23 protein-coding genes are annotated in these 26,300 nt (G+C 69.5%); 5 read left to right on the forward strand and 18 right to left on the reverse strand.

Annotated features, from left to right (window positions below; genetic code table 11):
* Positions 1–14: 14 nt before the first annotated feature.
* From M5C98_RS03465 to M5C98_RS03520, 12 genes are all read right to left on the reverse strand, one after another.
* A complete protein-coding gene (locus M5C98_RS03465) occupies positions 15–698 on the reverse strand; it encodes a Fe2+-dependent dioxygenase (RefSeq protein ID WP_272550978.1) in 684 nt (227 codons plus the stop codon).
* Complete coding sequence (locus M5C98_RS03470; protein ID WP_272550979.1) at positions 692–1,849, reverse strand: alpha-hydroxy acid oxidase; 1,158 nt, start codon at positions 1,847–1,849, stop codon at positions 692–694. Before M5C98_RS03470 ends, M5C98_RS03465 begins: the two co-directional genes overlap by 7 nt.
* A 72-nt stretch (positions 1,850–1,921) precedes the next feature.
* Positions 1,922–4,243 carry a TonB-dependent receptor gene (locus M5C98_RS03475; protein WP_272550980.1) on the reverse strand — a complete coding sequence of 774 codons (2,322 nt, stop codon included), beginning with the start codon at positions 4,241–4,243 and terminating at the stop codon, positions 1,922–1,924.
* Between the two features lie 249 nt (positions 4,244–4,492).
* Entirely contained in the window at positions 4,493–4,882 is a 390-nt protein-coding gene (locus M5C98_RS03480) for an energy transducer TonB (protein WP_272550981.1), read from the reverse strand.
* 50 nt (positions 4,883–4,932) lie between these two features.
* Positions 4,933–5,877, reverse strand: a complete 945-nt coding sequence (locus M5C98_RS03485) for an MBL fold metallo-hydrolase (RefSeq protein ID WP_272550983.1) — start codon at positions 5,875–5,877, stop codon at positions 4,933–4,935.
* A 34-nt stretch (positions 5,878–5,911) separates the two neighbouring features.
* Entirely contained in the window at positions 5,912–6,301 is a 390-nt protein-coding gene (rbsD, locus tag M5C98_RS03490) for a D-ribose pyranase (RefSeq protein ID WP_272550985.1), read from the reverse strand.
* On the reverse strand, positions 6,298–7,248 hold the full coding sequence (gene rbsK / locus M5C98_RS03495) for a ribokinase (protein ID WP_272550986.1): 951 nt from the start codon (positions 7,246–7,248) through the stop codon (positions 6,298–6,300). Before rbsK ends, rbsD begins: the two co-directional genes overlap by 4 nt.
* 35 nt (positions 7,249–7,283) lie before the next feature.
* Positions 7,284–8,294 (reverse strand): LacI family DNA-binding transcriptional regulator, encoded by a 1,011-nt coding sequence (locus M5C98_RS03500; protein WP_272550987.1) that lies wholly within the window; start codon positions 8,292–8,294, stop codon positions 7,284–7,286.
* A 56-nt stretch (positions 8,295–8,350) separates the two neighbouring features.
* Positions 8,351–9,367 (reverse strand): ABC transporter permease, encoded by a 1,017-nt coding sequence (locus M5C98_RS03505; RefSeq protein WP_272550989.1) that lies wholly within the window; start codon positions 9,365–9,367, stop codon positions 8,351–8,353.
* Positions 9,364–10,956, reverse strand: a complete 1,593-nt coding sequence (locus M5C98_RS03510; protein WP_272553140.1) for a sugar ABC transporter ATP-binding protein — start codon at positions 10,954–10,956, stop codon at positions 9,364–9,366. The genes M5C98_RS03505 and M5C98_RS03510 overlap by 4 nt, the downstream gene beginning before the upstream one ends.
* A 105-nt stretch (positions 10,957–11,061) precedes the next feature.
* Positions 11,062–12,015: a sugar ABC transporter substrate-binding protein gene (locus M5C98_RS03515; RefSeq protein ID WP_272550991.1), complete on the reverse strand. Its 954-nt coding sequence runs from the start codon at positions 12,013–12,015 to the stop codon at positions 11,062–11,064.
* Between the two features lie 528 nt (positions 12,016–12,543).
* Positions 12,544–14,223 carry an AMP-binding protein gene (locus M5C98_RS03520; RefSeq protein ID WP_272550993.1) on the reverse strand — a complete coding sequence of 560 codons (1,680 nt, stop codon included), beginning with the start codon at positions 14,221–14,223 and terminating at the stop codon, positions 12,544–12,546.
* 135 nt (positions 14,224–14,358) lie between these two features.
* On the opposite strand from M5C98_RS03520, the gene M5C98_RS03525 reads away from it, so the two are divergent.
* On the forward strand, positions 14,359–15,282 hold the full coding sequence (locus tag M5C98_RS03525; protein ID WP_272550994.1) for an esterase/lipase family protein: 924 nt from the start codon (positions 14,359–14,361) through the stop codon (positions 15,280–15,282).
* 87 nt (positions 15,283–15,369) lie between these two features.
* Here the strand turns inward: M5C98_RS03525 and M5C98_RS03530 are convergent, their stop codons facing one another.
* The 6 genes from M5C98_RS03530 to M5C98_RS03555 all read right to left on the reverse strand — a co-directional run bounded on the left by M5C98_RS03530 (position 15,370) and on the right by M5C98_RS03555 (position 22,164).
* On the reverse strand, positions 15,370–16,854 hold the full coding sequence (locus M5C98_RS03530; protein ID WP_272550995.1) for a hypothetical protein: 1,485 nt from the start codon (positions 16,852–16,854) through the stop codon (positions 15,370–15,372).
* A gap of 167 nt (positions 16,855–17,021) precedes the next feature.
* A complete protein-coding gene (phhA, locus tag M5C98_RS03535) occupies positions 17,022–17,861 on the reverse strand; it encodes a phenylalanine 4-monooxygenase (RefSeq protein WP_272550996.1) in 840 nt (279 codons plus the stop codon).
* A gap of 62 nt (positions 17,862–17,923) precedes the next feature.
* Positions 17,924–18,853, reverse strand: coding sequence for a Bug family tripartite tricarboxylate transporter substrate binding protein (locus M5C98_RS03540; RefSeq protein ID WP_272553142.1), 930 nt, complete (start codon positions 18,851–18,853; stop codon positions 17,924–17,926).
* Positions 18,854–18,979: 126 nt separating this feature from the next.
* Positions 18,980–20,116 carry a 4-hydroxyphenylpyruvate dioxygenase gene (gene hppD / locus M5C98_RS03545; protein ID WP_272550998.1) on the reverse strand — a complete coding sequence of 379 codons (1,137 nt, stop codon included), beginning with the start codon at positions 20,114–20,116 and terminating at the stop codon, positions 18,980–18,982.
* A gap of 147 nt (positions 20,117–20,263) precedes the next feature.
* Positions 20,264–21,226 carry a lipase secretion chaperone gene (locus tag M5C98_RS03550; protein ID WP_272551000.1) on the reverse strand — a complete coding sequence of 321 codons (963 nt, stop codon included), beginning with the start codon at positions 21,224–21,226 and terminating at the stop codon, positions 20,264–20,266.
* Positions 21,223–22,164 carry a lipase family alpha/beta hydrolase gene (locus M5C98_RS03555; protein WP_272551001.1) on the reverse strand — a complete coding sequence of 314 codons (942 nt, stop codon included), beginning with the start codon at positions 22,162–22,164 and terminating at the stop codon, positions 21,223–21,225. The genes M5C98_RS03550 and M5C98_RS03555 overlap by 4 nt, the downstream gene beginning before the upstream one ends.
* 169 nt (positions 22,165–22,333) lie before the next feature.
* On the opposite strand from M5C98_RS03555, the gene M5C98_RS03560 reads away from it, so the two are divergent.
* The 4 genes from M5C98_RS03560 to lnt all read left to right on the forward strand — a co-directional run bounded on the left by M5C98_RS03560 (position 22,334) and on the right by lnt (position 26,284).
* Positions 22,334–22,816, forward strand: coding sequence for an Lrp/AsnC family transcriptional regulator (locus M5C98_RS03560; RefSeq protein ID WP_272551003.1), 483 nt, complete (start codon positions 22,334–22,336; stop codon positions 22,814–22,816).
* Positions 22,817–22,961: 145 nt separating this feature from the next.
* Positions 22,962–23,687 (forward strand): GNAT family N-acetyltransferase, encoded by a 726-nt coding sequence (locus M5C98_RS03565; RefSeq protein ID WP_272551004.1) that lies wholly within the window; start codon positions 22,962–22,964, stop codon positions 23,685–23,687.
* A gap of 90 nt (positions 23,688–23,777) precedes the next feature.
* Positions 23,778–24,659, forward strand: coding sequence for an HlyC/CorC family transporter (locus M5C98_RS03570; RefSeq protein ID WP_272551006.1), 882 nt, complete (start codon positions 23,778–23,780; stop codon positions 24,657–24,659).
* Complete coding sequence (lnt, locus tag M5C98_RS03575; protein WP_272551007.1) at positions 24,659–26,284, forward strand: apolipoprotein N-acyltransferase; 1,626 nt, start codon at positions 24,659–24,661, stop codon at positions 26,282–26,284. The genes M5C98_RS03570 and lnt overlap by 1 nt, the downstream gene beginning before the upstream one ends.
* Positions 26,285–26,300: the final 16 nt, after the last annotated feature.

The following is a 26,300-nucleotide window of genomic DNA, read 5'->3' on the forward strand; positions in this document are numbered from 1 at the left end:
GCCAGCGCAGCGTGTCAGGTCTGCGCCCAGCGGCGCAGGAGATTGTGGTACACGCCCGTGAGCTGCAGCAGCCGCGGATCGGCGGCGTCCAGCGAGGGGGTCAGGCGCTGGATGGTCTGGTCCAGATCGAAGAGCAGCGTGCGGTCGCCCTCGTCCTGCACCAGGCTTTCGATCCAGAAGAACGAGGCGATGCGCGTGCCGTGCGTGACCGGCGTCACGCGGTGCAGGCTGCTGGAGGGGTAGAGCACCAGGTCGCCGGCTTCGAGCTTGACGCTCTGCACGCCGAACGGGCCTTCGATTTCCAGTTCACCGCCATCGTATTCGTGCGGGTCGGCCAGGAACAGCGTGGCCGACACGTCGGTGCGCATCGATTGCTGCGTGCCGGGCCACTGCATGACGGCGCTGTCCACATGCGCGCCATAGGTGCCGCCGTCGGCATAGCGGTTGAACTTCGGCGGGTGGATCTTGCGCGGCAGCGTGGCCGCGATGAAGGTCGGGTGGCTGCCCAGCACCTGCAGCAGGTGCTGGCCCAGTTCCACCGCCACCTCGCTGGCATCGTCGAGCTGCTCGTTTCGCTTGACCGACCGCGCCAGCGTGCCGGCCGTGGCGCTGCCGCTGCGCCAGGCGGCGGTATCCAGGCGCTGGCGGAAGTGGCGCACTGCGTCTGCGTCCAGAACGTGTTCGAGGGTGATCAGCATGGCGTGTCTGGCAAAGAAGGACAGGAAAGCGGCTGGGCCACGAGTGCGCCGGGGCCGATGTCGGCCAGCGTGGCGCAGCCGGCCAGCGCCATGCAGGCCTGCAGTTCCTCGATCAGCAGGCGCAGCAGATGGGCCACGCCCAGCGCGCCGGCCACGGCCAGCGCATAGACCTGCAGCCGGCCGATCAGCACGGCATCGGCGCCGAGCGCCAGGGCCTTGAACACGTCGGTGCCGCTACGGATGCCGCCATCGAACAGCACGGGCCATTCGGACCCCACCGCGGCACGCACGGCGGGCAGCATCTGCAGGCTGGCGGGGGCGCCATCCAGGCCACGCCCGCCATGGTTGGAGACGACGATGCCCGCCACGCCCCGGGCCTGCAAGGCGGTGGCGTCGTCGGGGTGCAGCACGCCCTTGACCCAGACGGGCAGGGGCGTCTGGGCCATCAGCCATTCCAGGTCGGCCCAGGTGGGCGCGAAGTGCATGGCATGAAAGACCCGGCCCTGGCCCGGCTGCGGGGCGGGCGGCTCCATCGGTGCCTGGCCACGCAGGTTCTCGGCCACGCAGCTCGGCGGCATGCGAAAGCCCACCTCCAGTGCCTGGCGGCCGGCCGTCTGCAGGGCCGCGTCCAGCGTGACGACGATCGCGCGGTAGCCGGCGGCCTCGGCGCGGCGAACCAGCTGCAGCGTGTCGTCCCGCCGCGGCTGGAAATACAGCTGGAACCAGCGCGCCGGGCCGCTCGCCTGCGCGATCGATTCGAGCGTGCGGGACGACAGGGTGCTGGCGACCAGGCAGGTGCCGGTGGCCTCGGCGGCGCGCGCGGTGGCGATCTCGCCGTGCGGGTGCGCCAGGGCCTGGAACGCGACGGGCGCCAGGGCCAGCGGGTGCTCCCAGGCCTCGCCGCCCACTACGGCCCGCACATGGCCGTGGCGCACGTCGCGCAGCAGCCGGGGCAGCACGGCCCAGCCGTCGAAGGCGCGCCGGTTGGCCTGGGCCGACCCGCCCAGGCCGCTGCCGCCCGCCACGTAGGCGTGGTGCGCGGCATCCATGTGCTTGGGCGCGAGCAGTGCGTAGTCGAGCGCGCCGTGCACGCCGGGTGGAATGCGGTCCGGTGGCGGGGCGGATGCGGTGGAGGGAAGGGCGGGGGTCATCGTGGATAAGCGGCAATGCCGGGCAGAGCCCGGCATTGGATCAGACCAGGGGCGCCGTTGCCAGCGCGCGGATCAGAACTCGTAGTCGAGCGTGACGCGCACCGCACGCCCGTCGCCCTTGTACAGGAACGAGCCCGAGCGGTACACCGCGGTGTAGTAGTCCTTGTCGCCGGCGTTGAGCACGTTGACGCGGATGTCGGCGTGCTTGTTCAGGCGGTACGAGGCGAACAGGTCGTACACGGTGAACGAAGGCACGGGCTGCGCGCAGGTGCCGCTGGTGTAGCTCGCACCGGTGTCGGGCTGGCCGCCGCAGCGGTCGCTTTCATGCCGCGCCGTGGCGCCCACGGACAGCGAAGGGGTCAGCTGGTACTTGCCCTGCACCGAGAACGAGCGGTCGGCGAAGTTCGACAGCGGCAGGCCCACGTTGCCCGCCGTGGAAGACTTCAGCACCTTGGACTTCATGAACGCCACGCCGGCCTGCACCGTGAATTTGGACGTCACGTTGCCCACCAGGCCGAATTCGACGCCGCGCACGCGGTTCTTGCCCGTGTTGAACGTGCCCAGTGCGTCGTAGTTGGCGCCTTCCATCACGTCGGACTTGGTGGTCTGGAACGCAGCGGCCGTGAACAGCAGCTTGTTGTCCAGCAGGTTCCACTTGGTGCCGATTTCCAGATTGCGCGAGGTCTCGGGCTTGGCGCCTGCGGCGCTGCCGTTGTAGACCACCAGCCCGCCGTAGCCGCTGCTGGTGCCGGTGTCGGATTCGCCGCCGTTGATGTCCTGCGCCGAGCCGTAGCTGGCATACACGATGCCCATGGGGTTGATCTTGTACGACACGCCCAGGTGGCCGTTGAGCAGCGTGTCGGTGTAGCTGTAGTTGCCCGTCTGCGCGGCCGTTGTGGCATTGCGCGTGACGAGGCTGAAGTCGGTGTAGTCGGCACGCACGCCGCCGAACACCGTCCATTGGTCGGTCAGGTCCACCGTGTCCATGGCGCTGAGCGCGAAGCTCTTGACCTGCCAGTCATTGGCCCAGGGCGTCTGGGCGATCTGCCGGCCCATGATGGAGTTCAGGCCCGGCGTGACGGCGCCCGTGGGGCCCGAGAGGCAATACGCCGTGTTGGGGCCCGCGCCGGCTTGCGTGCGGCAGTTGAACGCGCCGGTGTTGGTGACGGCGTAGTTGCCGCGGGTCACCTGGTGGTCGGTGTATTCGAGGCCGAAGATGAGTTCGTTCTTCTTGCCGGCGATCTCGGTGTCCCAGCGCAGGTTGGTCTGGTGCGCGAAATACTTCACTTCCTGCCAGCCGTTGTGCGTGCTCAGCGAGGCGCTGCTGAACGGCGCGCCGTTGCTGTAGCGCGTGCCGCCCGAGGCACCGGTGACCACGTAGCCGTTGTCGGACGTGCCGTAGCGCGTCAGGCTGGTGAGGGTCTTGTCCGGCGCGATGCGCCATTTGACGCGCGCCGTCAGGGCGTCCACGTCGGAATTCTGGAAGTCCTGGTCCTGCGCGTACAAGGGCACGCCGGTGGCCGGCACGCGGTTGGGCACCGTGCCCACCAGGTAGCTGCCCAGGTCGGGGTGCTTGTCCTTGGCGCGCAGGCCGTAGTAGTCCAGCGTGACCGAGAGGTTGGCATTGGCTTCCCACAGGCCCGACAGCGCCAGGCCGTCGCGGCGGCGCTTGGAGGGGTCGCGGTCCGGCACGCCTTCGTTGCTGTACAGCGCGTTGGCGCGCAGGGCGAACTGGTCGGAAAAGCCCTTGTTGGCGTCCAGCGTGGCGCGGCGGTAGCCGTCGGAGCCTGCGCCCACGGAGATGCGCGAGAAGTCGTAGTCCAGCGTGGCCTGCTTGGTGATGGCGTTGATCGCGCCACCGGCCGAGCCGCGGCCGGCGAAGGTCGAGTTCGGGCCCTTGGTGATTTCGAGCTGCTCGATGGCGAAGCTCTCGCGCGTCGTCATGCCAGGGTCGCGCAGGCCGTCCACGAACACGTCGCTGCGGGCTTCCTGGCCGCGGATGATGTAGCGGTCGCCGAAGGCGTTGCCGTTCTCGCCCGTGCCCAGGGTGATGCCGGGCTGCGCCGCGAGGATCTGCTTGAGGTCGGTGAAGCCGGAGTCGTCGATGGCGGCCTTGGTCACCACCGAGATGGTCTGGGGCGTCTCCGCCAGGGGGCGCGTGTGGCGCACGTCGGCTGACGTCTTGGCCTTGTAGGGCACGCCCACTTCGGCATTGGGATTGGGGTCGATGGCCTGGTCCTGCACCGTCACGGTCGGCAGGGTGTTGGTGTCCTGCGGCGGCACCGTCTGGGCCATCGCGGCCCAGGGCAATAGCACGGCGGTGGAGAGGCTGGCGGCGACGCCTTCCGCCAGGCGGAGGCTGCGGGGTTTCTTGACGGGGCTGGAGTGTTTCATTTTGTTGTCAGGACCAAAAAACAGCCGCGATTATTGATGCGAATCACTCTCGTTCAGGTGCGGGCCCACCCTTGGACGGGAGGAAAGGGGCGGTTTGTAAGATTTTTGCAACAAATTCCGCAGGGAGGGACGTGCGGCCCCGGCGCGCTTGCAAGGGAGGCCGGCCGAGTCGAAGGCCCAGGGATGCAGCGCTGGCGGCCCCCTCGGAAAAGAGGCGTGCAGACCGCTCCTGAAGGGATCCGCCCCTGGTTATCCCATCGCCGGAAAGTGCAGCGGCACGAGGACGGTGACCGCAATGGCACGACCGTTTTCAACGAACGGGGCGAACCTCATCTTGCGCATGGCCCCCAGGGCCGCGCCGTCCATTCGCGGCGTGCCACCGCTTTCCAGCACGGCAGCGCGCACGACGTTGCCGTTGTCATCCACATGCAGGCGAAGCACCACCGTGCCGGCGGGGCTCCCGCTCATCCTGTTCACCAAAAGCGAGAAGTTGAGGCGTCCGACCGGCTGCATTTGCGCAATGCCTACCGTTTTTGCAGGCCATGCATATTCCGCTTCGGGTGTGGCGGCGCAGCCAGCGACCAGCACGCTGAGCGCGATTCCGGCGAGGGCGCAAGGGTATGAACGGCTTGATTTCATGGGTACGGATTAAAGCGCAGGCGGGCCTGCCGGCAGTGTCGCGGCCTCCATCACAGATTGTGGATCTGCGTGCCCTGGACCGCCGCCGCGCCCGAGCGCACCAGGTCCTGCACCGTGCCCTCAAGCCATGCTGGCAGCGGCTGGTCGGCGAAGTAGCGCCCGTGCAGCAGCGCGAAATACGGCGTGGCAGCCGCCCAGTCCCACAGCCGCTGCGCCTCGGCCTGCTGCCACTCCAGCAGCTTGTATTTGACGAGCACCTTGGCGGCGTAGCGCGCGTGCTTTTCGGGCGACTGCACGAAGCCGTCCAGCCGCCGGCGGGCGGTGTCCAGCGCAGGGGCGAGGCCGGTGAAGACGCGGCCATGCCCGGGAACGAGGGTGCGCGGCGCCAGCGACTCGATCAGGTCCAGCGTGGCCGCCACGTCGGCGAAGGCGCTGTCGCCCTCCAGTTCGGGAAAGACCACGCCGAAGCCGTTCTCCCACAGCGCGTCGGCCGAGATCAGCACGGCGTCGATCGGCTCGAACAGCACGATCGAATGCGGATCGTGCCCTGGCGCGGCATGCACCTGCCAGGCCCGGTCGCCGAGCATCACTTCCGTGCCCGGCTGCAGCACGCCGTCCATGCGAAACGGCGGGCAGTCCTGGCCCGTGGGCGTGTAGCTCAGGGCATTGGCATCCCACTGGCGCACGTGGGCCGCCTGGCCCGGGGGAATGAAGATGCCGAGGGCGGGCCAGGCCGCCTGCAGCGCGGCGTTGCCGCCGCAGTGGTCGCTGTGCAGGTGGGTGTTGAGCACGCTGTCGAGCGGGCGGCCCTGCAGTGCGCCTTGCAGCAGCGCGACGGTCTGCGCGGCATTGGTGCAGTAGCCGGTGTCCACCACCGCCGTGTGCCCGGCGCCGATGAACACGATGTTGTTGGCCGACAGCCAGCCACGCTCCAGCACGGTCATGCCGGGGGGCAGGGGCGCAGCAGGGCCCGAGGGCGTCGTCGAGAGGGGCATGGCGGTGGCTTTCATGGCGCGCCGCCCCGGCCGTCTAGAACGTCACGCCGGCGACGAGTATGACATTCGCATAGGGCGTGCATTCGCCGGTGCGCACCATCACGCGCGCCTGCTGGCACAGCCGTTTGAATTCCTCGTGCGGCACCGTATCAGGCACCACGGGCAGCAGGCACCAGTTGGGCAGGGCTCCTTCCGCGCGCTCCACGGCTTCCGAGGCGACGATGGCGCGCTCCACCTGCAGCTCGGACAGGACGGCGCACAGCACCTCATCCACGGCCGGGATGCCGGCCGTGACGGCCAGGTCGATGCGGCGCGGTCCGGGCGGGATGGGCAGGCCGGCGTCCCCGATGACCAGCATGTCGCCGTGGCCCATGCAGGCGATGGCGTGCGAGAGTTCGGCGTGCAGCAAAGCGCGGCGTTTCATAGCAATCTCCAGTCGGGTGGGCGGGGGCTGGCGGCGACGGCATCGCGCGTGGGAATGGAGGGCTGGGCGCCGGGCCGGGTCACGCACAGTGCAGCGGCACGGATGCCGCCCTGCACGGCCAGATCGAGCGGCTCGCCCCGGCCCAGCGCGACGGCGAGCGCCCCCAGGAAGGTGTCTCCGGCGGCCGTGGTGTCCACGGCCTTCACGGCCATGCCGGGGTGGTGGCGGCAGCCATAGGCATCGGCCGCCACGGCGCCGGCCGCGCCGAGCGTGACGACCACGCGCGCCGGGCCGCGCGCACGCAGCAGCCGCGCGGCATGCGCGGCCTCGGCAGGGGTCTGGACCGGGCTGCCGGCCAGGGCCGCAGCCTCGACCTCGTTCACGACCAGCGTGTCCACCAGCGGCCACAGCGCATCGGGCAGGGGCTGCATGGGCGAGGGGTTCAGCACCACGCGGCAATTGGCCGCGTGCGCCTGGCCCGCGGCGGCCAGCACCTGGGGCAGCGGCACTTCGAACTGTGCGACCAGGCAGGCCGCGCCCAGCACCGCGGGCGCCAGCGCCGGGGCGTCCAGCACGAACCGCAGGTTGGCTCCGGCGGCCACGACGATGCGGTTCTGCGCCGCGTCGTCCACCACGATGGCGGCCACGCCTGTGGGCGCGTGGCCATCGGTCTGCACGCCGGAGTGGTCGATGCCGTCGGCGTCAAGCGCTGCCCGCAGCGCCTGCCCGTTGCCATCGGCACCTACGCGCCCGAACAGGTGCACGTCCGCGCCCAGGCGGGCGCAGGCCACGGCCTGGTTGCCGCCCTTGCCGCCGGGAATGTGGTGCAGCGAGTGCGCCATGACGGTTTCGCCGGCGCCGGGCGCCTGCGGCACGCGCAGCACCAGATCCATGTTGAGGCTGCCGACGACGGCAATGCGGGGGCGGGAAGGGGAAGCGGCGTTCATGCGCGAAAAAAGAAAGGAAAAGCAGGCAGAAGGGATCAGGAAAAAAGGTAGCGGGCCGTGGAGGCGCGCACGCGCAATTCGGGCTGCAGCAGCACCTGGCGCAGCTCTTGCCGCTTGCCGTCGATGCGTTCCAGCAGCATGTCCACCGCCAGAGCACCGATGCGCAGCTTGGGCTGGGCGATGGTGGTGAGCGGCGGGCTGGTGAAGGCGGCCAGTTCGATGTCGTCGAAGCCGACGACCGACAGGGCATCGGGAATGCGCAGTTGCCGCTCGTTCGCGGCACACAGCGCGCCCATGGCCATGAGGTCGTTGCACACGAAGACGGCGCTCGGTGCCGAAGGCGCCCGAAACAGCGCCTGCATGGCCTCGTACCCGCCCTGGCTGGTGAAGTTGCCGTGCGACAGCATGCCATCGGAGGACGCGCCGGCTTCGGCCAGCGCCTCGCGCCAGCCGGCGATGCGCTGCTCGCTGGGCGCCAGGCCCTGCGGCCCGCCGATGCAGGCGATGCGCCGGTGCCCCAGGTCGAGCAGGTGGCGGGTGGCCAGGCGCCCGCCCTGGGCGTGCGCGGTCTCCACCAAGTCGCAAGGCGGCTGGGGCACCTCGATCTCGCGGTCCACCAGCACGGTCGGGATCGCCAGGCCCTCCAGTTGCCGCGCCAGCGTGGCGTCGTGCCCGGTCGAGACCACGATCAGCCCGTCGATGCGCCGCTCGGCCAGCACCTGCAGGTAGGACGCCTGGCGGTGGGCCTCGTCGTTGGTATTGCACAGGATGAGGTTGTAGCCCGCGCCGAAGCAGCGGTCCTCCACGCTGTGCACCACCTCGGCGAAGTAGGGGTTGGAGCTGTTGGGGATCAGCATGCCCAGGGTGCGCGTCTGGTTGCTCTTGAGGCTGCGGGCGATGGCGCTGGGCACGTAGCCCAGCTCGCGGATCGCGGCCTCCACGCGCGCGCGGCCCTCGGCGCTCACGTGGCGCGTGCCGTTGACCACGTGCGACACGGTGGTCACCGACACTTCGGCGCGGCGGGCGACGTCCTTGATGGTGGCCATGGGTTCAGCGGTGCAGGTGGTTCATCGGCGCAGGCGCAGGGCGGTCAGGGGCGCGGTCACACGGCGGCCCGGCGCTGGCGCACGGTATCGACGATCACGGCAGCCACGATCACGCAGCCGGTGATGATGCGTTTGCTCGGCTCGCTCGCGCCGATCTGCGCCAGGCCCGCCTCCAGCACCGCGATGATGAGCACGCCGAACGCGGTGGTGATGACCGAGCCGCGCCCGCCCATCAGGCTGGTGCCGCCGATCACCACGGCCGCGATCACCTGCAGTTCCATGCCGGTGCCGGCGTTGGGGTCGGCCGCTTCCAGGCGCGCGGACTGCATCAGCCCGGCCAGCCCGGCCAGCAGGCCGGTGAGCGCGAACACGGCGATGCGCAGGGGGCGCGGGTCCACGCCCGCCAGGCGCATGGCCTCTTCATTGGTGCCGATGCCCACCAGGCAGCGGCCGAACACGGTGCGCGACAGCACCAGTTGCGCCACCACCACCAGCACCAGGGCCAGCACGAACGCCACCGAGACGCCGCCCACCACGGGTGCCGACAGCCAGGAGATGGCATCGCCCACGTACTGCGTGCGCGAATCGGTCACCACGTAGGCGCCGCCGCGCACCGCCTCCAGCATGCCCAGCGAGACGATGAACGAAGGCAGGCGCCAGGCCACCGACACCGCGCCGGTCACCGTGCCGCACACCAGCCCCGTGGCCAGCGCCAGCGCGGCCGCGGCCGGCACGCTCCATTTCCATTGCAGGATGGCGGCGGCCGATGTGGCCGCCGACAGCGCCATCACCGAACCCACCGACAGGTCGATGCCCGCGATGATGAGCACGAACGTCATGCCCACGGCCATCACGGCCAGCGCCGGGATCTCGTTGGCGATGGTGACGAAGGTCTCGCGGCTCCAGAAGTACTCGGACATCCACGAAAACAGCACGACCATGCCGACCAGCACGGCCGCCAGCCCCAGGAAGGTGCCCAGTTGCGTGCGCCAGACGGAGGCCGCCGACGCGGAGGCCGGTGCGGAGGAAGAAGAGGGTGCGGCGGCCTGCGCCGCCGGTGCGGGGGTGTTCATGCGGAAAGGGGTTTGGGGGCGGCCGTGCGGCCACCGGGTTCGGAAAAAGCGGCCGCGAGCAGGGATTGCTCGGTCCACTGGCCGCGTTCGAACACGGCCACCAGGCGTCCGGCGCTCATCACGCCGATGCGGTCGGCCATGGCCATCAGTTCGCGCAGGTCGGACGACACCATGCACAGCGCGCGCCCGGCGTCCGCCATGCGGTCGAGTTCGGCATACAGGTCGGCGCGGGCGCCCACGTCCACGCCGCGCGTGGGCTCGTCCAGCAGCAGCACGCGGCCGTCGCGGTGCAGCCAGCGGGCGAACACCACCTTCTGCTGGTTGCCCCCCGACAACTGCCCCACGGGCTGCTCGGGTCCACGGCAGCGCACGCCCAGCGTGCGGATGAAGCCCTGCACCACGCTGCTTTCGTGCGCCCGGCGCAGCCAGCCGAAGCGCGACACGGCCGACAGGTCGGACAGCGTGGCGTTCACGCGGATCGGCTGCGTGAGCAGCAGGCCCTGCGACTTGCGATCCTCCGCCACGAGCCCGATGCCCGCCGCGATGGCCTGCATCGGCGAGGCGAAACCGCGCGGAATGCGGCGCACGTTCGAATCGTTTGCTATTGAATTTGTAGCGTTATGCCCTAGTGTTGATTGCACTGGAGGCCGATTTGGCTCAAAGCCTTCATGCAGCACCACGTCGCCGCGGTCGGCCCGGTCGGCGCCGAACAGCAGGCGCAGCAGCTCGGTGCGGCCCGAGCCCACCAGGCCGGCGATGCCGAAGACCTCGCCCGCGCGCAGCTCCAGGCTCACGTCCTGCACCGCCGTGCCCCGGCCCAGGCCTTCGGTGCGCAGCACCACCGGGCCGGCCTGGCGGCGCGGGCGGTGTTCCAGGTCGCTCACCGCGTGGCCCACCATGCGCTGCACCAGATCGGCCTCGCTCAGGCCGGCCATGGGGCGGGCATCCACCAGCGCGCCGTCGCGCAGCACGGCCACGCGGTCGGCGATGCGCCGCAGTTCCTCGAGCCGGTGCGACACATAGACGATCGCCACCCCGCGCGCCGTGAGCCGCGCGATCTGCTCGAACAGGTAATTCGTCTCGCGCGGCGTGAGCATGGCCGTGGGCTCGTCCAGCACCAGCACGCGCGTGTCGTCGTGCAGGTTGCGTGCGATCTCCACCATCTGCTGCTGCCCCAGCCCCAGGCGCGCGACCGGCGTGGCCGGGTCGATGTCGGTCAGGCCGATCTTGGCCAGTTGCGTGCGGGCCGCCGCATGCAGCGCGCCGCGGCGCAGCCAGCCCGCGCGGTGCGGCAGGCGGCCCATGAGCAGGTTCTCGGCCACGGTGAGCGTGGGAATCAAGCCCAGCTCCTGCATCACCATGCGCACGCCCTGGCCCTCGGCGTCGCGGCGCGAGGCGGGCGCATAGGGGTGGCCCGCCAGGCGCATGCTCCCGCGCGAGGCCGGCTCCAGCCCGCACAGGATCTTGGACAGCGTGCTCTTGCCCGCGCCGTTCTCCCCCGTGAGGGCCAGCACCTCGCCCGCGTGCAGCGACAGCGTCACCGTGTGGAGCACCGTGGTGGCGTGGTAGTCCTTGCCCACGCCGATCATCTCCAGCAGGGGGGCGGACGCGGGCGCGGCGGCGGGCGGCAAAGGGGGCACGGGGTCGGTCCTCGGTTCAGGAGAAGGCGGGCGCGGGTGCGGCGCAGCGGCGGATTACTTGCTGTCCTTGGTGACCAGCACCACCTCGGTCTTGACCTCGGCGGGCAGCTGGGCCTGCGGCGTCTTGGCGGCCAGGGCCTTTTGCACCAGCTCGATGCCGAACACGGCCTGCTTGGCGGCGTACTGGTCGGCCGTGGCGAGCACGCGGCCATCGGCCAGCATGGGCTTGATCGCGTTGATGTTGTCGTAGCCCACCACCTGCACCTTGCCGGCCTTGCCGGCGGCCTTCACCGCGGCCACCGCGCCCAGCGCCATGCTGTCGTTGCCGGCCAGCAGCGCCACCAGGTCGGGGTGTTCGCGCAGCATGCCGGCGGCGACCGTGTTGCCCTTCTCGATCTCCCACTGGCCGGACTGCACGCCCACCACCTTGATGTTGGCGGCCTTCATCGCGTCCTGAAAACCCAGCGTGCGCTGCTGCGCGTTGAACGTGGTCGAGACGCCTTCGATGATGCCGACCTTGTCGCCCGCCTTGATCGATTTGGCCAGGTAGTCGCCCACCAGCTTGGCGCCCGCGCGGTTGTCGGGGCCGACGAAGGGCACGGTCAGGTTCTTTTCCTTGAGCGCATCGGTGTCCAGGCGGTTGTCGATGTTCACCACCAGGATGCCCTTGTCCACCGCCGCCTTGACGGCCGGCACCAGTGCCTTGGAATCGGCCGGGGCCAGCACGATGGCGTTGACCTTCTGCGCCACGGCCTGCTCGATCATCTTGATCTGCGCGGCGGTGTCCGTCTCGTTCTTGATGCCGTTGGCCACCAGCGTGTATTCGCTGGCATGCGCCTTCTGGTGCGCCTTGGCGCCGTCTTCCATCGTGCGGAAGAACTCGTTGGCCAGCGATTTCATCACCAGCGCGATCTTGGGCTTGTCCTGCGCGAACGCGGGCGAGGCGATCAGCCCTCCCAGCACGGCGAGGGCGGCGGCGGTCTGAACAGAGCGGCGGGTGAAGGGCATGGTGTCTCCTGAAGGTGGTGTTGTCGGGGTGCTTGGTGCGCCGGTTGTGGACCCGAAGGGGCCGCCGAAAGGGACCCGATCGCCATCCGCAAAGCCGTCACGGACCGCCATGGTAGCGAAAGCAAACGTTTGCGCAAACGTTTGCGCGTCGGGATTATCCCTGAGCCCAGGGTCGGCGTTGCCGTCCGTTCATGGGGAAATGGCGCGGTGATGGGGTGATGGGGTGATGGGGTGATGGGGTGATGGGGTGATGGGGTGATGGGGTGATGGGGTGATGCGGTCCCCCTTGTCCAGGGCGCAATCGGGTGGGAGGCGTGGGGGACTGCGCCGAAATGCGGCGTGCCCGAAGCGGCCGATGGGCCGGAAGGGGCGCGGCGGGGCGCGCCAGGGCAGGGGGGAGGCAGAAATCAGCGGATGCAGCTGTTACATCCACCTGCACGCAGCGCGTGCGGCAACCCCGCGCCGGAGCTAAGCCGCCGCCCGCCGGGTCGGTCGGCCCCCGCGGCGAGGGCGTGGCCTGGAGTCAGATCAACCGCGCAACTCCCGGCGCAAGATCTTGCCCACATTCGTCTTGGGCAGCGCATCGCGGAACTCGATGTGCCGGGGCCGCTTGTAGCCGGTGAGGTGCTCGTGGCAGTAGCGCTCCACGTCTTCCTCCGACAGCGCCGGGTCGCTTTTCACCACGAATACCTTGATGGCCTCGCCCTGTTTTTCGTCCGGCACGCCGATGGCCGCGCATTCCAGCACGCCGGGGCACAGCGAGATCACCTGCTCCAGCTCGTTCGGGAACACGTTGAAGCCGCTCACCAGGATCATGTCCTTCTTGCGGTCGATGATGCGGGTGTAGCCCGCCTCGTCCATGATGCCGATGTCGCCCGTGCGCATGAAGCCGTCCGCCGTGAAGGCCTTGGCGTTCTCCTCGGGCTGCTGGTAGTAGCCGGTCATCACGTTGGGGCCGCGGATGCAGATCTCGCCCGATTGGCCGATGGCCAGGCTCTCGCCGGCATCGTCCTTGATGGCGATGTCGATGCCCGGCAGGGGCAGGCCGATGGTGCCGGTGAACTGCGTGTTGTTCACCGGGTTGTTGGTGCCGATGGCGCAGGTCTCGCTCATGCCCCAGCCTTCGATCATGGTGCTGCCCGTCACCTTCTGCCACTGGCGCGCCGTGCCCTCCGACGCGGCCATGCCGCCGGCCTGCGATACGCACAGGTGCGAAAAATCGAGCGCGGCGAACTGCGGGTTGTGCAGCAGCGCGTTGAACAGCGTGTTCACGGCCGGCAGCATGTGGAAGGGCCGCTTTTTCAGCACGGCGACGAACTTCGGAATGTCGCGCGGGTTGGGGATCAGCGTGAGGTGCGAGCCCTGGCGGATCGCCAGCAGGCACAGCGTGAGCGCGAAGATGTGGTACAGCGGCAGCGCCGCGATGCTGTTGGCATGGCGCACGTCGCCCACCTTGGACAGCGCGGGCGTGAACCACGCCTCGGCCTGCAGCGTGGCGGCCACGATGTTGCGGTGGGTCAGCACCGCGCCCTTGGACAACCCCGTGGTGCCACCCGTGTACTGCAGGAAGGCGGTGGAATCCAGCGTGGCCTGGCTGGGCGCCAGCGTGCGCCGCTCGCCCAGGGCCAGCGCCTTGTTGAACGGCAGCACCTGGCGGCCGTTGGTGAGCGGAATCTCGTAGGCCGGCACCATCTTGGCCAGGTGGCGCACGGCGAACGTGATCCATCGCCCGAACGCTGCGCCCAGCAGGTCGCCCATGCTGGCAACGCACACGTGCTGCACGGCGGTGCGGTCGATCACCTCGGCCAGCGTGTGGGCGAAGTTCTCCAGGATCACGATGGCGGTGGCGCCGGAGTCCTTCAGTTGATGCTCCAGCTCGCGCGCGGTGTAGAGCGGGTTCACGTTCACGCAGGTGTAGCCCGCGCGCAGCACGCCGGCCATGGTCACGCCGAACTGCGGCACGTTGGGCAGCATGATGGCCACGCGCGCACCGGGCGTGAGGCCCTGGCCCTGCAGCCACGCACCCAACTGGACCGACAGGCGGTCGAGTTCGCCGTAGGTCATCCACCGGTCCATGCAGACCGAGAAAGGGCGGTCGGCATGCTTGCGGAACGACTCCTCGAACAGGTGGGGCAGCGAGCGGTACTGCCCGGGCTCCACGCTGTGCGGCACCCCCGGAGGGTAGTTTTTCAGCCAGATCCGTTCCATGCGGTCGTCCCTTTCGTGCGCGGGTGGAGGTGGGCACGATTGTGGAAGCGGCTCGCTCCCTGTCCATGGGGCTTGTCCTAGGCCCGTCCCGCAAGTGACATGATGCGGGCTCGTTTTTTTTCAGGAGCGCCGGTCTTGACCAATGCACGATGGCAACGCGGGGTGGTGGTGTGCAACCTGCTGATGGCCGCTGGCTGGCTGCTGTGGCAATGGCCCGCCTCGCCGCTGCGCGCGGTGGCGGGCCTGGCGGCGGCGATGCTGCTGCTGCGCCTGTTCATGGGGCTGCAGTTCGTGTTCATGGCCCGCGTGAACCGGCAGGCCAGCCGTGCGGATGGCGTGCCCGTGCCCTCGCTGGCGCAGATGGTGCGCGCCTGGTCGGCCGAGGCGCGCTGGGCGAGCGTGGTGTTCGGCTGGTGGCAGCCGTTTCGCTCCATCGCCGTGCCCGACTGGCTGCCGCCCACCGCCGCCGATGGGCCGCCGTCCGCGCGGGGCGTGGTGCTGGTGCACGGTTTCCTCTGCAACCGGGGGTTCTGGACGCCCTGGATGAAGGTGTTGCGCAGCCGGGGCCACCCGTTCGTGGCGGTGACGATGGAGCCCGCGTTCGGCGCCATCGACGACTACGTGGGCACGCTGGACGAGGCCGTGCGCCGGGTCACCGCCGCCACGGGCCGCCCGCCGGTCGTGGTGGGCCACAGCATGGGCGGCCTGGCCGTGCGGGCGTGGCTGCGGGCGCGGCAGGCCGATGCGCGCGTGCACCGCGTGATCACGCTGGGCTCGCCCCACCAGGGCGCCTGGGCGGCGCGGTTCAGCCAGTCCGCCAACGGCCGGCAGATGGTGCCCGGGGGCGAATGGCTGCGGCAGCTGGCGCAGGACGAGCCGCCCGGGCGCGCGGCGCTGTTCACCTGCTTTTATTCCAACTGCGACAACGCGGTGTACCCGACCGCGACCGCCATGCTCGACGGGGCGGACAACCGCTTCGTGGAGGGCCTGGCCCACGTGCAGATGGCCTTTCATCCGCCGGTGGTGCGGGATTGTCTGGGCCTCATCGCGGCGCCTTGAGCGTGGCGCGGGCCTTTTCTACGCGGCAGCGGCCGCAGCAGAACGCCGCGCGTTGAAGTCGTCCGACCCTGCGCCCATGTCCTTGCCCTACTGCGGCGATACATAGGCCACCTGCATGGCGTCGCCCAGCAGGCGCTTGAGCTGCTTCACGGCGGCCACATTGTGGGTGCTGAAATCGTCGGGCAGCGTCAGCCGGTCCTGGTAGGCCAGTTGAAAGGCCCGCTTGTCGTCCACTGAGCCGTTTTGCGCGGCCTTGAATGCCAAGGCGATTTCACGCAGCCCCGCATCGGCGGATTCGGGCGTGCCGAAGCCCGCGCGCAGCGCCTGCCGGCCCTCCTCGGTGGAGATCGCCATCACGTTGACCGGCGACGGTTTGGCCGTTGGCACAGGCGCTGGCGTGGTGGCCGGCGCGTGCAGGGCCGGCTTTGTCGCGAGGTGCTTTTGCGGGCGGGGCTTGAGGTGTGCTTTCAAGGGAGGTGGCGGCGGCGGTGGCGGTGCCGCCGCTGCTTCGGCTTCGGCCTTGGCGGCGGTTTCGGCGACTGCGGCCGTCTCGGCGGCGGCCGCCGCATCGGCGGGTGTTTCGGCGGGCGGCATGGTCTGCGGAGCGAACTGTCCCAGGGTGTGGTTCAGGAACTTCTGCAGGGACTGGCCCGTGGTCAGCAGCGACTGGCCGATGTCGGCCAGCTCTTCGCGGATCTCCTGCGACAGCCGCGTCTTGTTTTCCACCATGTGGTGAAGCGCGCCGGCCAGCGCGTGCAGGGCCGGGGCCGCCTGGGTGGCCAGGCGCTGCACTTTGGCCAGCACCTCCTTCGCCTGGGCCGCGGTGGCGATCTGAACGGTGTTGGCGCTTTCCAGGCCGATGGCCACCGCGGCATGGGCCACGGACTGGAAGGCCGCCGAGGCCGCCTGCAGCTTGGCCGGTAGCACCGAATACCGTGTTTCCATGTGCGCCTGGGCAGAGGCCGCGCTGCCGGTGGCGCTACCACTGCTGCTGTTGAAGGAAGGCCTTTGGGGCAGTATCGAGGGGCGGGGTGCCTGCGGACGCGGGCTGGTGCCTTGAAGGCCGGTGGGACGCAGTTGCGGCAGCACCGACACCCGCGGTGGCCGCTGCGCGGCGGCCTCCGGCCGGGATGGGTCTTGCGATGCGGGGGGCAGGACCGATCCGCCCAACGGCCCTTGCGGTGCTGGCGCATAAGGCGACTGGAACGTGTTCATCGCCGAGTGGGACTGGTACGCCTGCGGCGGCAAAAAGCTCTGGCGCAGCGGCGACTGGTACTGGGGCGGCAGCTTCGAATGGCGCTGGTAGGTTTCGGGCGGTTCGGTGCCGGGCCGCTGGGGCGACTGGAACTGCGGCGGCAGCAGCGAATGCCGCACCACATTCAGGGGCGCACGCGGAGGCATCGACGGGGCGGAGGACAGGCGCCGGGCCAGTTCGGGCAGCGTCTGTTCGGTGGAGGGCGGCTGGCGCCTGCGCCGGACGGGCGTGACGGGCGTCATCAGCCCCGGCGAGGGATCGACGACGATGCCCGGTGTGGGACGCAGCGGTGACGAAATGCCAGAAATGCGCGACATGGATGGATTCCTCGGGGAATCCGCCGCCAATGTGCCTCGCGCTGGGCGCCAGTTGGACCTTGCGGCGGATGACGGAGTCGATCATCCGCAGCCGCCAGGGGCGCCCCGGCCCCCGGCGCGAAGCCATGCCGCCGCGTGCGAAGCGGCAGCCGGCCAGGCGCGCGCGGTCAGGCCGGCACGGCCTCGCGCTCGTCCGCCGCGAACTCGGGCTGACCTTTGAGGCGCTCGTAGATCGGGGCGAAGTCGGCCGCCGTCATGTCGAACAGCTGCTGGAAGCTGTCGATGACGAAGTAGGTCTGCTGGTAGGTGTCGATCTTGTAGCGCGTGCGCATGGTGCGCTCCAGCTGCAGGGGAATGCGCTGCGGCTCGGGGCTGCGCACCGAGTGGGCCAGTTCGCCCGAAGAGCTCAGGATGCCCGCGCCATAGGCCCGCAGGCCGTCGTCCTGGCGGATCAGGCCGAACTCGATCGTGTACCAGTACAGGCGCGACAGCAGCTCGCAGGCGCCCAGGCCGTGGGCCTTGAGGCCGCCCTGGCCGTAGCGCTGCACGTAGTCGGCGAACACCGGGTTGAACAGCAGCGGCACATGGCCGAACAGGTCATGGAAGATGTCGGGCTCGACGATGTAGTCGAACTCGTCCGGCGTGCGGATCCAGTCGGTCACCGGGAACTTGCGGTTGGCCAGCAGCGTGAAGAACGGCACCTCGGGGATCAGTCCCGGTACGCCCACCAGTTCCCAGCGCGTGGCCTTGTACAGGCGCTCGTTCACCTCTTCGAAGCGCGGAATGCGGTCGCTCGCGCCGAGCGAGGGCAGGGCCTCGATGAACGCATCGCTCGCCAGGCCCGGCAGCAGGGCCGACTGCCGCTCGTACAGGCGCCGGTAGGTGTCGTGGTCGGCCGCGGTGTAGGCCGCGTAGTCCTGCGCGCAGGTGTAGTCGGCGTTGGCGCGGGCGTAGTCGCCGCGGGGCGGGCGATCGGATTGTCCATAGACGACGGGGGGCTGTCCCATGTTGGGCTCCTTGGGTTTTTGCATCCATGCCGCAGCCCCGGGCGTCCTGCCCCTGGCCGCGGCTAATCCATCTTGATCTTTGCGGCCTTGATCAGAAAACCGTACTTGCTGTGCTCCGAGCGCACGAACTGGCCGAAGCTCTCCAGCGTGAGGTCCTCGGGGTCGAGGCCCATCTTCTTGAAGCGCTCCATGCTGGCCGGCGACTTCATGCCGGCGCTGAACGCCATGGCGTAGCGGCGGGCGTCGGCGTCGGGCAGCGCGACCGGGGCGAACAGCCCGAACCACGTCACCACGTTGAAGCCCTGCACCTCGTCGTTGATGCTGCGCACGTCCGGCAGGTCGTCGTCCCGGCCCAGCGAGGTGACGCCCAGCGCCTTCAGCTTGCCCGCCTTGATGAGCGGCAGCGACGACGCCAGGTTGTCGAACACCAGGCTCACTTCTTGCGCCTGCAGTGCCTTGAGCGCCGGGGGCGATCCCTGGAACGGCACGTGCGCCATGCGCGTGTTGGTCAGCGACTTGAACATCTCGGCCGCGATGTGGCCGATGCTGCCGTTGCCGCCCGAGCCGTACTTGAGCTGGTCCGGGTGCTTCTTGAGGTACTGCACCAGGTCGGTCGTGCTGCCGATGTTCAGGCTCTTGGCCTGCTCGGCGCTCATCACCAGCACGTTGGGCGTGCGCGCGACGAGGGCGATCGGCTTGAAGTCCTTGATCGGGTCGTACGGGAAGTTCTTGTACAGCCAGGGGTTCACCGCATGCGTGGCCACCGCGCCCATCACCAGCAGGTTGCCGCCGGCCGGGGCTTTCGCCACGAGATCGGCGCCGACGTTGCCGCCCGCGCCGGGCTTGTTCTCCACCGCCACGTTGCCCAGCGCCGCCTTGGCGCCTTCGGCAACGATGTGGGCCGAGGCATCGACCGGCCCGCCCTCGGGATAGGGCACGATGATCTTCAGCGGCGCGGAAGGGGTCTGCGCATGCGCGGCAAGTCCTGCCATGCACAGCAACACTCCCCCCAGATAGGCACTGGCACTCAATAACTTCACGGTATCTCCTCCGGGTCTTGGGACGCCGCAGTATAGAGACGCATCGCCGTGAAGCTGCATTCGGTTACAGGCGGTGTTTCACTCGGACTTCAGCACGCCCCGGCGCATCTGGTCGAGTTCGATGCTCTCGAACAGCGCCTTGAAGTTGCCGTTGCCAAAGCCGTCGTCGCCCTTGCGCTGGATGAACTCGAAGAAGATCGGCCCGAGCTGGTTCTCGCTGAAGATCTGCAGCAGCAGCGCGTCCTTCTTGCCGTCCACGAGGATCTTGCGCTTGTGCAGCTCGGCCAGCGGCTCGCCGTGGCCGGGGATGCGCTTGTCCACCAGCTCGTAGTAGGTGTCGATGGTGTCCAGCAGGCGCACGCCGGCGCCGCGCAGCGCGTCCACCGTGGCATACAGGTCGTCCGAGCCCATGGCGATGTGCTGGATGCCCTCGCCGTTGTACATGTCCAGGTACTCCTGGATCTGGCCGGCCTTTTCCTTGCCTTCTTCGTTGATCGGGATGCGGATCTTTCCGCAGGGGCTGGTCATGGCCTTGCTCTTGACTCCGGTGACCTGGCCTTCGATGTCGAAGTACCTGATCTCGCGGAAGCCGAACAGGCGCTCGTAGAACTCGGCCCATTCGTTCATGCGGCCCCGGTGCACGTTGTGCGTCAGGTGGTCGATGTAGGTCAGGCCATGGCCATGGGGGTTGAGCGCCTCTTCGGGCGAGACGCCGGGCAGCGGCTCGAAGTCCACGTCGAAGAAGCCGATGTTGCCGATGTCGCCGGGCTGCGCGCCGCCCTTGCCGCGCCAGCGGTCCACCAGATAGATCAGGCTGTCGCCGATGCCCTTGATGGCGGGAATGTTCAGCTCGCCCGGACCGGCGGTGCCGGCATAGCCCCAGGCGCCCAGGCCCAGGGCGCGCTCGTAGGCGGCTTTGGCATCGTGCACGCGGAAGGCGATGGCGCAGACGCTGGGGCCGTGCATGCGCGCAAAGCGCTGCGCAAAGCTGTCGGGCTCGGCATTGATGATGAAGTTGATCTGGCCCTGGCGGTACAGGGTCACGTTCTTGTGGCGGTGCCGGGCCACGGGCTTGAAGCCCATGCCTTCGAACACCTTGCCCATGGCCTGTGGATCGGGTGCGGCGTATTCGATGAATTCGAAACCGTCGGTGCCCATGGGGTTCTCCCAGGCGGCGGTCTGCTGCGTGGCTTGCTCGGGCAAGGCTGCGTTCATTGGCGTCTCCGTTCGTGGATGGATGTCTGCCATCCACTTTAGGCCGTAGTGGCTCAGCATTCGGGCGAAATCGTGTCCCTGGTGGTGCCGTTTTGCAGGAAAACTGCGTCGATCGCCCGAGTGCCGCCGCCGAAGCCTCTTTGCCGGTCAGGGCGTGGACGCGGGCAGCGCCCGCAGCGCCAGTGCGCCGTCCAGCCGGAGCTGCTCTTGCGGCGTGAAGAGTTCCGACCGCAACTGCGCCAGCCCGGCCGCCGAAGTGCCGGCCCCCATGGCCGCCTGGTACTGGTCCAGCCGACCCTGCCACTGGCGGTCCTGCAGGTCCACCTGGGCCAGGCGCTGCGCGGCCTCGGCGCCGTATTGCGCGCTGCGGGCGGTGAAGCGGGCCGTGGCGTCCATGCCCTGCGCATCGAAGGCCGCGGTCTGCCGGGCCACGCCGACGTGCGCCGCCGCTTCGGCCCGCTGGGCCTGGAGCGCCGGGCCCAGGGTGCCTTCGGCCTGCTGCAGGGCCACGCTTTTCTGGTCGGCGGTGAGCGACGGGTCGCGCTCGATCTCCATGCGTGCCAACAGGTACTGGTCCATGGCCGCATCCTCGGCGAACAGGGCCTGGTATTCATCCGGCTCGAAGGCCGCCATGCGCACCTTCTGGCGCGCGGCCAGCGCCAGCCGCAGGGCGTGGGGATCGCGCAGATCGGCAGGCGCCTGCAGCCGCCCGAGCGCCACGCGGTAGTCCACGTAGCGGTAGGCCAGTGCCAGGGCGCGCGCCTTGACCTGCGCCGGGAAGAACTGGCCGATCAGGCCCTCCAGCCGTGCTTTGAGCAGGCCCGGCTCGGGCGCTTCGCCCGCCGCGCGCAGCAGAGCCTCCAGCGTGTCGCGCAGGCCGGGGCCCAGCAAAGGATCGCTACTGGCGGCGGCCACGGGCGGCGCGGGGGCGTCCCACACTGCCGGCGCGGCCGGGCCCCGGGCGGCGGTGCCTGCGGCCATGCCCGGGATGGCTGCGGCGCCTGTCGGGCGGGACGCCTCCTGCGCCGGACCGCTGCCCGTCCACCACAGCAGGGCGGCCGCGGCGGCAAGGCCGCACGCCACCAGCGCCGCGCTGCGGATGCGTATCACAAGCCCGCTTTCTTGAGGCGATTGGCCTGGTCGAGGTAAAGCGTAACCGGGTCCACCGACAGCCAGTCGCGCAGGCCCAGCAACTGGTTGACTTCGTCCAGGTGGTTCTGGCGGTAGTCGCCCAGGTGCTTGCCCAGGCGCGCCGAGCAGGCCGACACCAGGCCGTCGTTGGCCTCGTTGAATACCAGCCCGGTCGTGGCCAGCAGGGCGTCGCTGGCATCGAGCACGTTGGTGACCGTGCGCACGCCGGTCCACGAGTAGTAGCGCACGCCATTGACCAGGTCGGCCCCGTCGCCGCAGCCGCTGGCAGGAACGCCCGCGCCGAAGCGCTGGTTGAAGCGCGCCGACCCCTCGGTGGTGAGCGAATCCAGCGCCGCCGTCGGCATCTGCGGCAGGCCGCTGCCGCCCGAGGACAGGTTGATGAGCGCCACCAGCGCCGAGGCCGCCTGGCTGGCCACCGCCTCGCTCACGCTGCCCTTGGGCGCGACCCCGCGCACCACGTCCGCCACGCGCGAGCCGCGGTTGACGCCGCCCACGGACGTGACCGACGCCACCCACTGCGGCGCCACCCCGGCCACGTACCGCGCGGTCGGCCCACCGTGCGAATGGCCGATCAGGTGGACCTTCTCGGCGCCCGTGAGCGCGCGGATGTTCTTCACCTGGGCCAGCAATTGTTCGCCCCGCACCTCGGTGCTGTTGGCGGCGGACACCTGCGCCACGAACACACGGGCGCCGTCGCGCTGCAAGGCCTGAGGGATGCGGTAGAAATAATCCACCCCCAGCGCGGAGTCGAATCCGAACAGGCCGTGCACCAAAACGATGGGGTAGCGGGTCTGCGCATAGCCGGATTGGGCGCTGGCGGCCTGCAATCCCTGCAATGCGAACGCGGCCAGGACGAAAGCGAAACCGCGCAGCAGGCGGCTGAATGCAACGAACATGGTTTGTCTCCGGTGGTGGTGTGAAAACACTCTCTTATAAAAAAGAACGACCGTTCTTTTTTTGGGATTTTGCGACTTTGCGCCGCAATCCACATCGGGAAATACCTGCACTCCGCCAGCATGGAATTCACCTTCGCGGCAGCGCCCAGGCTGCGTAGAATCCTGCGCCATGACCGCCGACCACGCACTCGACAAGCTCGACCGCGCCATCTTGCGCTGTTTACAGGTCAATGGGCGCGAGACCTACGACGAAATCGGCGAGCGGGTGGGCCTGTCGCCCAGCGCCGTGCTGCGCCGCGCCAAGCGCCTGGAAGACAGCGGCGTGATCGACCGCTACGTGGCATTGGTCAAGCCCGAATCGGTGGGCCTGGGCCTCACGGCCTACCTGAACGTGCGGCTCGAAAAACACACCGAGAGCCACAAGCGCAACCCCATGGACCTGTTCCGCGCCAGCGTGCAGACCTGGCCCGAGGTGGTGGAGTGCGCCGCGCTCACGGGCGAAATGGATTACCTGCTGCGCGTGGTGGTGGCCGACATGGGCCACTACAGCCGCTTCATCATGGACACGCTGCTCAAGCACCCCAGCGTGCAGGACTGCAAGACCAGCTTCGTGCTCGACCGCGTGAAGGCCACCACCGCCGTGCCGGTGTAGCGCGCAGGCGCTACCGAATCCATAGCGGCTCGCGCAGGTGGGATAGGCGGTGGCGCCCTGGCGGTGCCGGATCGCTCCAGGCGCCGTGCTGCATTGCAACAAATTGTTGGCCGAACATAGGGGAAAACCCTAAAATCGCGCCATCATGATCCCCACCCAAGACTGGCTTCGCGCGTCCCCCGATGCAGGCGGCACTTTGCCGCGCAGCGAAGCGCCCCGACCGCCCCACCGGCGGGGCAGCTCTCCAGTCATGGTGCCGATCCGCTCGCTCGGCCCCGGGCATCGCGAACGCATCGCCACCCACCTGCTGCGGCTGGAGCCCGCGGACCGCTACCTGCGCTTCGGCTACGCCGCCAGCGACGAACAGGTGCAGCGCTATGTGGACCAGCTGGATTTCGTGCGCGACGAGATCTTCGGCATCTACAACCGCCGGCTTGAACTCATTGCCGTCGCCCACCTCGCCTACGCCGATTCGCCGGAGCACCAAAGCTGCGCCGAATTCGGCGTGTCCGTGCTGGGCCAGGCGCGGGGCCGCGGCTTCGGTGCCCGTCTGTTCGAGCGCGCGGTGATGCACGCGCGCAACCAGGGCGTGAGCATGGTGTTCATCCATGCCTTGAGCGAGAACACCGCCATGCTGAAGATCGCGCGCAATGCCGGCGCCACCGTGCGCCGCGATGGCTCGGAGTCCGAGGCCTACCTGCAATTGCCGCGCGCGGGCCTGGACACGCGCATGGCGCAGATGGTGGTGCACCAGTTCGCCGAGATGGATTACCGCTTCAAAAAGCAGGCCCGGCAGTTCTGGCGGCTGCTCGCCGGGCTGCAGGAAGTGCGGCGCGGCGTGCGCGAAGGGCGCCACCAGTCGGCCGAATGACAGGCCCGGGCGCGCGGCAGGGCCGCCAGCGCGGCGCTTCCGCTATCCTTGGGGCCTGATCAACCACCGCACGTCCTGCATCCCAAGACCGTGTCCGACCCCCATTCCGCGCGCCCGTCCGACCGAGAGGACAAACGCACGTTCCTGAAGCGGCTCATCGAGTTCATCCACCCCGGCCCGGATTCCACCGACGAGCTGATCGCCACCCTGGCGGAAGCCGAAGACAACCAGATCATCAACGCCGATGCCCGAGTGATGCTCGAGCGCGTGCTGCGCATGGCCGAAATGCGGGCCAGCGACGTGATGGTGGCCGCGCCGCGCATGGACCTGATCGACATCGAGGCGCCTTTCGACGCCCTGCTGTACCAGGTGATCGACACCGCGCACTCGCGGTTTCCGGTGTACCAGGGCGAGCGCGAGAACATCATCGGCATCCTGATGGCCAAGGACCTGCTCAAGCTGCAGCGCGCGCCCGACTTGAACATCCGCGCCCTGCTGCGGCCCGCCGCCTTCGTGCCCGAGAGCAAGGGTCTGAACGATCTGCTGCGCGAGTTTCGCGTCAACCGCATCCACATGGCGGTGGTGATCGACGAGTTCGGCCGCGTGGCCGGGCTGGTCACCATCGAGGACGTGCTGGAGCAGATCGTGGGCGAGATCGAGGACGAGTTCGACATCCCCGAGGACGAGGGCGACATCTTCGGCCTGGCCGACCGCACCTACCGCGTGAGCGGCGACACCCCGATCGAGCGGGTGGCCGAGGCGTTCGGCGCGGTGCTCGTGGGCTCCGACCGGACCGAACCCTTCGACACCATCGGTGGCCTGATCGCGCACGAGATGGGCCATGCGCCCAAGCGCGGCGAAGCGCTGGACCTGGGCGGGTTGCGGTTCGTCGTGCTGCACACCAAGGGCGGTGCCGTGCGCTGGTTCAAGGTATCGCCGGTGCCCGCCGAAGACGACCGGGCCGCCGCCTGATGGGCGCCGCTGGGGCGCGCCGCGGGCCGCTCGGCCCGCTGGGACCGGTGGCGCTGGCAGGGGCCCTGGCGCTGCTGGCGGGCTTGGCGCAGGCTGCATCGATCGCTTGGCCCTTCAGCGGCGAGCCCGTGTGGTGGCTGCAACTGCTGTCCTTGGCCGGCTTCGCGCGGCTGCTGCTGGCCAGCCGCAGCGCGCGGCAGGCCGCGGTGCTTGGGTGGCTGTTCGCCACCGCCTGGCTGACGGGCACCTTCTGGTGGCTCTTCATTTCCATGCACACCTACGGCGGGCTGGCCGCGCCGCTGGCCGCGCTCGCGGTGGTGGGGCTGGCAGCGTTTCTGGGCAGCTACTACGCGGTGGCATCGGGGTGTTTCAGGGCTCTGGCGCAATCAAGACGCTGGCAGGATGCTATTATTTTCGGAGCATTCTGGCTGCTGGCCGAACTGGCGCGCGGCCAGTGGTGGACAGGCTTTCCGTGGGGCGCCGGCGGCTATGCGCATGTCGAAGGTCCGCTGGCCGTGCTGGCCCGGTCGGTCGGGGTGTACGGCATCGGCTGCATCGCGGCCGTGCTGGCCATGCTGGTGGCCCAGGCGCTGCGCAGCGACCTGCGCAGCGGGAAGGCGTGGGTCCTGGTGGCGTTGGCCGTGCTGGCCTGGGCAGGGCTGGCGGTGCAGCGCCACTGCGCCGTCGAGCTGTGCCACACGCCGATGCAGCGCCCCGCGCCCCTGTCGCTGGCGCTGCTGCAGGGCAACATTCCCCAGGACGAGAAATTCCAGGCCGGCAGCGGCGTGCCGACCGCCTTGCGCTGGTATGCCGAGCAACTGCGCAGTGCCCAGGCCACCCTGGTGGTGGCGCCCGAGACCGCCATCCCGCTGCTGCCGCAGCAGTTGATGCCGGGCTACCTGGATTCGGTCACCGCGCGCTACACCCAGGCGCCGGGGCAGGGTGGGGCTGGCGGCCGGCAGGCAGCCCTGCTGGGCATTCCGCTGGGGGACATGGCGCTGGGCTACACCAATTCGGTGATGGGCTTCGCCCCCGGCCAGGCCGCGCCGTACCAGTACGACAAGCACCACCTCGTGCCCTTCGGCGAGTTCATCCCGCCGTTCTTCCGGTGGTTCACCGAGATGATGAACATCCCGCTGGGCGACTTCAACCGGGGCGCGGTGGGGCAGGCGCCGTTCCTCTGGGCGGGCGAGCGCATCGCGCCCAACATCTGCTATGAGGATCTGTTCGGCGAAGAGCTGGGCGCGCGCTTTGCCGACCCGGCCCAGGCGCCGACCGTCTTCGTGAACCTGAGCAACATCGGCTGGTTCGGCGATTCGGTGGCCATCGACCAGCATCTGGCCATCAGCCGCATGCGCGCGCTGGAGTTCGAGCGCCCGATGGTGCGGGCCACCAACACCGGGGCCACCGCCATCATCGACCACCGGGGCGTGGTCACGCAGCGCCTGCCGTCGCACGTGCGCGGCGTGTTGACCGGCGAGGTGCTGGGGCGCAGCGGGGCGGTCACGCCCTATGCCTGGTGGGTCTCGCGCTGGGGCCTGTGGCCGCTGTGGGCGCTGGGCGCGCTGGTGGCAGGCCTGGCCTGGGTGCGCCGGCGCCGCGCCCGCAGGGCCGCAACCGCCTGAAAAGCCCCCGCGCGCC

This window comes from Acidovorax sp. NCPPB 3576 (assembly GCF_028473605.1).
GTDB lineage: Bacteria > Pseudomonadota > Gammaproteobacteria > Burkholderiales > Burkholderiaceae_C > Paracidovorax.

What these genes read in the sequence shown, in the direction of transcription:
- M5C98_RS03465 (WP_272550978.1), bottom strand. Translation starts at nt 698, where the DNA reads ATGCTGATCACCCTCGAACACGTTCTGGACGCAGACGCAGTGCGCCAC.
- M5C98_RS03470 (WP_272550979.1), bottom strand. Translation starts at nt 1,849, where the DNA reads ATGACCCCCGCCCTTCCCTCCACCGCATCCGCCCCGCCACCGGACCGC.
- M5C98_RS03475 (WP_272550980.1), bottom strand. Translation starts at nt 4,243, where the DNA reads ATGAAACACTCCAGCCCCGTCAAGAAACCCCGCAGCCTCCGCCTGGCG.
- M5C98_RS03480 (WP_272550981.1), bottom strand. Translation starts at nt 4,882, where the DNA reads ATGAAATCAAGCCGTTCATACCCTTGCGCCCTCGCCGGAATCGCGCTC.
- M5C98_RS03485 (WP_272550983.1), bottom strand. Translation starts at nt 5,877, where the DNA reads ATGCCCCTCTCGACGACGCCCTCGGGCCCTGCTGCGCCCCTGCCCCCC.
- rbsD (WP_272550985.1), bottom strand. Translation starts at nt 6,301, where the DNA reads ATGAAACGCCGCGCTTTGCTGCACGCCGAACTCTCGCACGCCATCGCC.
- rbsK (WP_272550986.1), bottom strand. Translation starts at nt 7,248, where the DNA reads ATGAACGCCGCTTCCCCTTCCCGCCCCCGCATTGCCGTCGTCGGCAGC.
- M5C98_RS03500 (WP_272550987.1), bottom strand. Translation starts at nt 8,294, where the DNA reads ATGGCCACCATCAAGGACGTCGCCCGCCGCGCCGAAGTGTCGGTGACC.
- M5C98_RS03505 (WP_272550989.1), bottom strand. Translation starts at nt 9,367, where the DNA reads ATGAACACCCCCGCACCGGCGGCGCAGGCCGCCGCACCCTCTTCTTCC.
- M5C98_RS03510 (WP_272553140.1), bottom strand. Translation starts at nt 10,956, where the DNA reads ATGATCGGCGTGGGCAAGGACTACCACGCCACCACGGTGCTCCACACG.
- M5C98_RS03515 (WP_272550991.1), bottom strand. Translation starts at nt 12,015, where the DNA reads ATGCCCTTCACCCGCCGCTCTGTTCAGACCGCCGCCGCCCTCGCCGTG.
- M5C98_RS03520 (WP_272550993.1), bottom strand. Translation starts at nt 14,223, where the DNA reads ATGGAACGGATCTGGCTGAAAAACTACCCTCCGGGGGTGCCGCACAGC.
- M5C98_RS03530 (WP_272550995.1), bottom strand. Translation starts at nt 16,854, where the DNA reads ATGTCGCGCATTTCTGGCATTTCGTCACCGCTGCGTCCCACACCGGGC.
- phhA (WP_272550996.1), bottom strand. Translation starts at nt 17,861, where the DNA reads ATGGGACAGCCCCCCGTCGTCTATGGACAATCCGATCGCCCGCCCCGC.
- M5C98_RS03540 (WP_272553142.1), bottom strand. Translation starts at nt 18,853, where the DNA reads ATGGCAGGACTTGCCGCGCATGCGCAGACCCCTTCCGCGCCGCTGAAG.
- hppD (WP_272550998.1), bottom strand. Translation starts at nt 20,116, where the DNA reads ATGAACGCAGCCTTGCCCGAGCAAGCCACGCAGCAGACCGCCGCCTGG.
- M5C98_RS03555 (WP_272551001.1), bottom strand. Translation starts at nt 22,164, where the DNA reads ATGTTCGTTGCATTCAGCCGCCTGCTGCGCGGTTTCGCTTTCGTCCTG.
- M5C98_RS03560 (WP_272551003.1), top strand. Translation starts at nt 22,334, where the DNA reads ATGACCGCCGACCACGCACTCGACAAGCTCGACCGCGCCATCTTGCGC.
- M5C98_RS03565 (WP_272551004.1), top strand. Translation starts at nt 22,962, where the DNA reads ATGATCCCCACCCAAGACTGGCTTCGCGCGTCCCCCGATGCAGGCGGC.
- lnt (WP_272551007.1), top strand. Translation starts at nt 24,659, where the DNA reads ATGGGCGCCGCTGGGGCGCGCCGCGGGCCGCTCGGCCCGCTGGGACCG.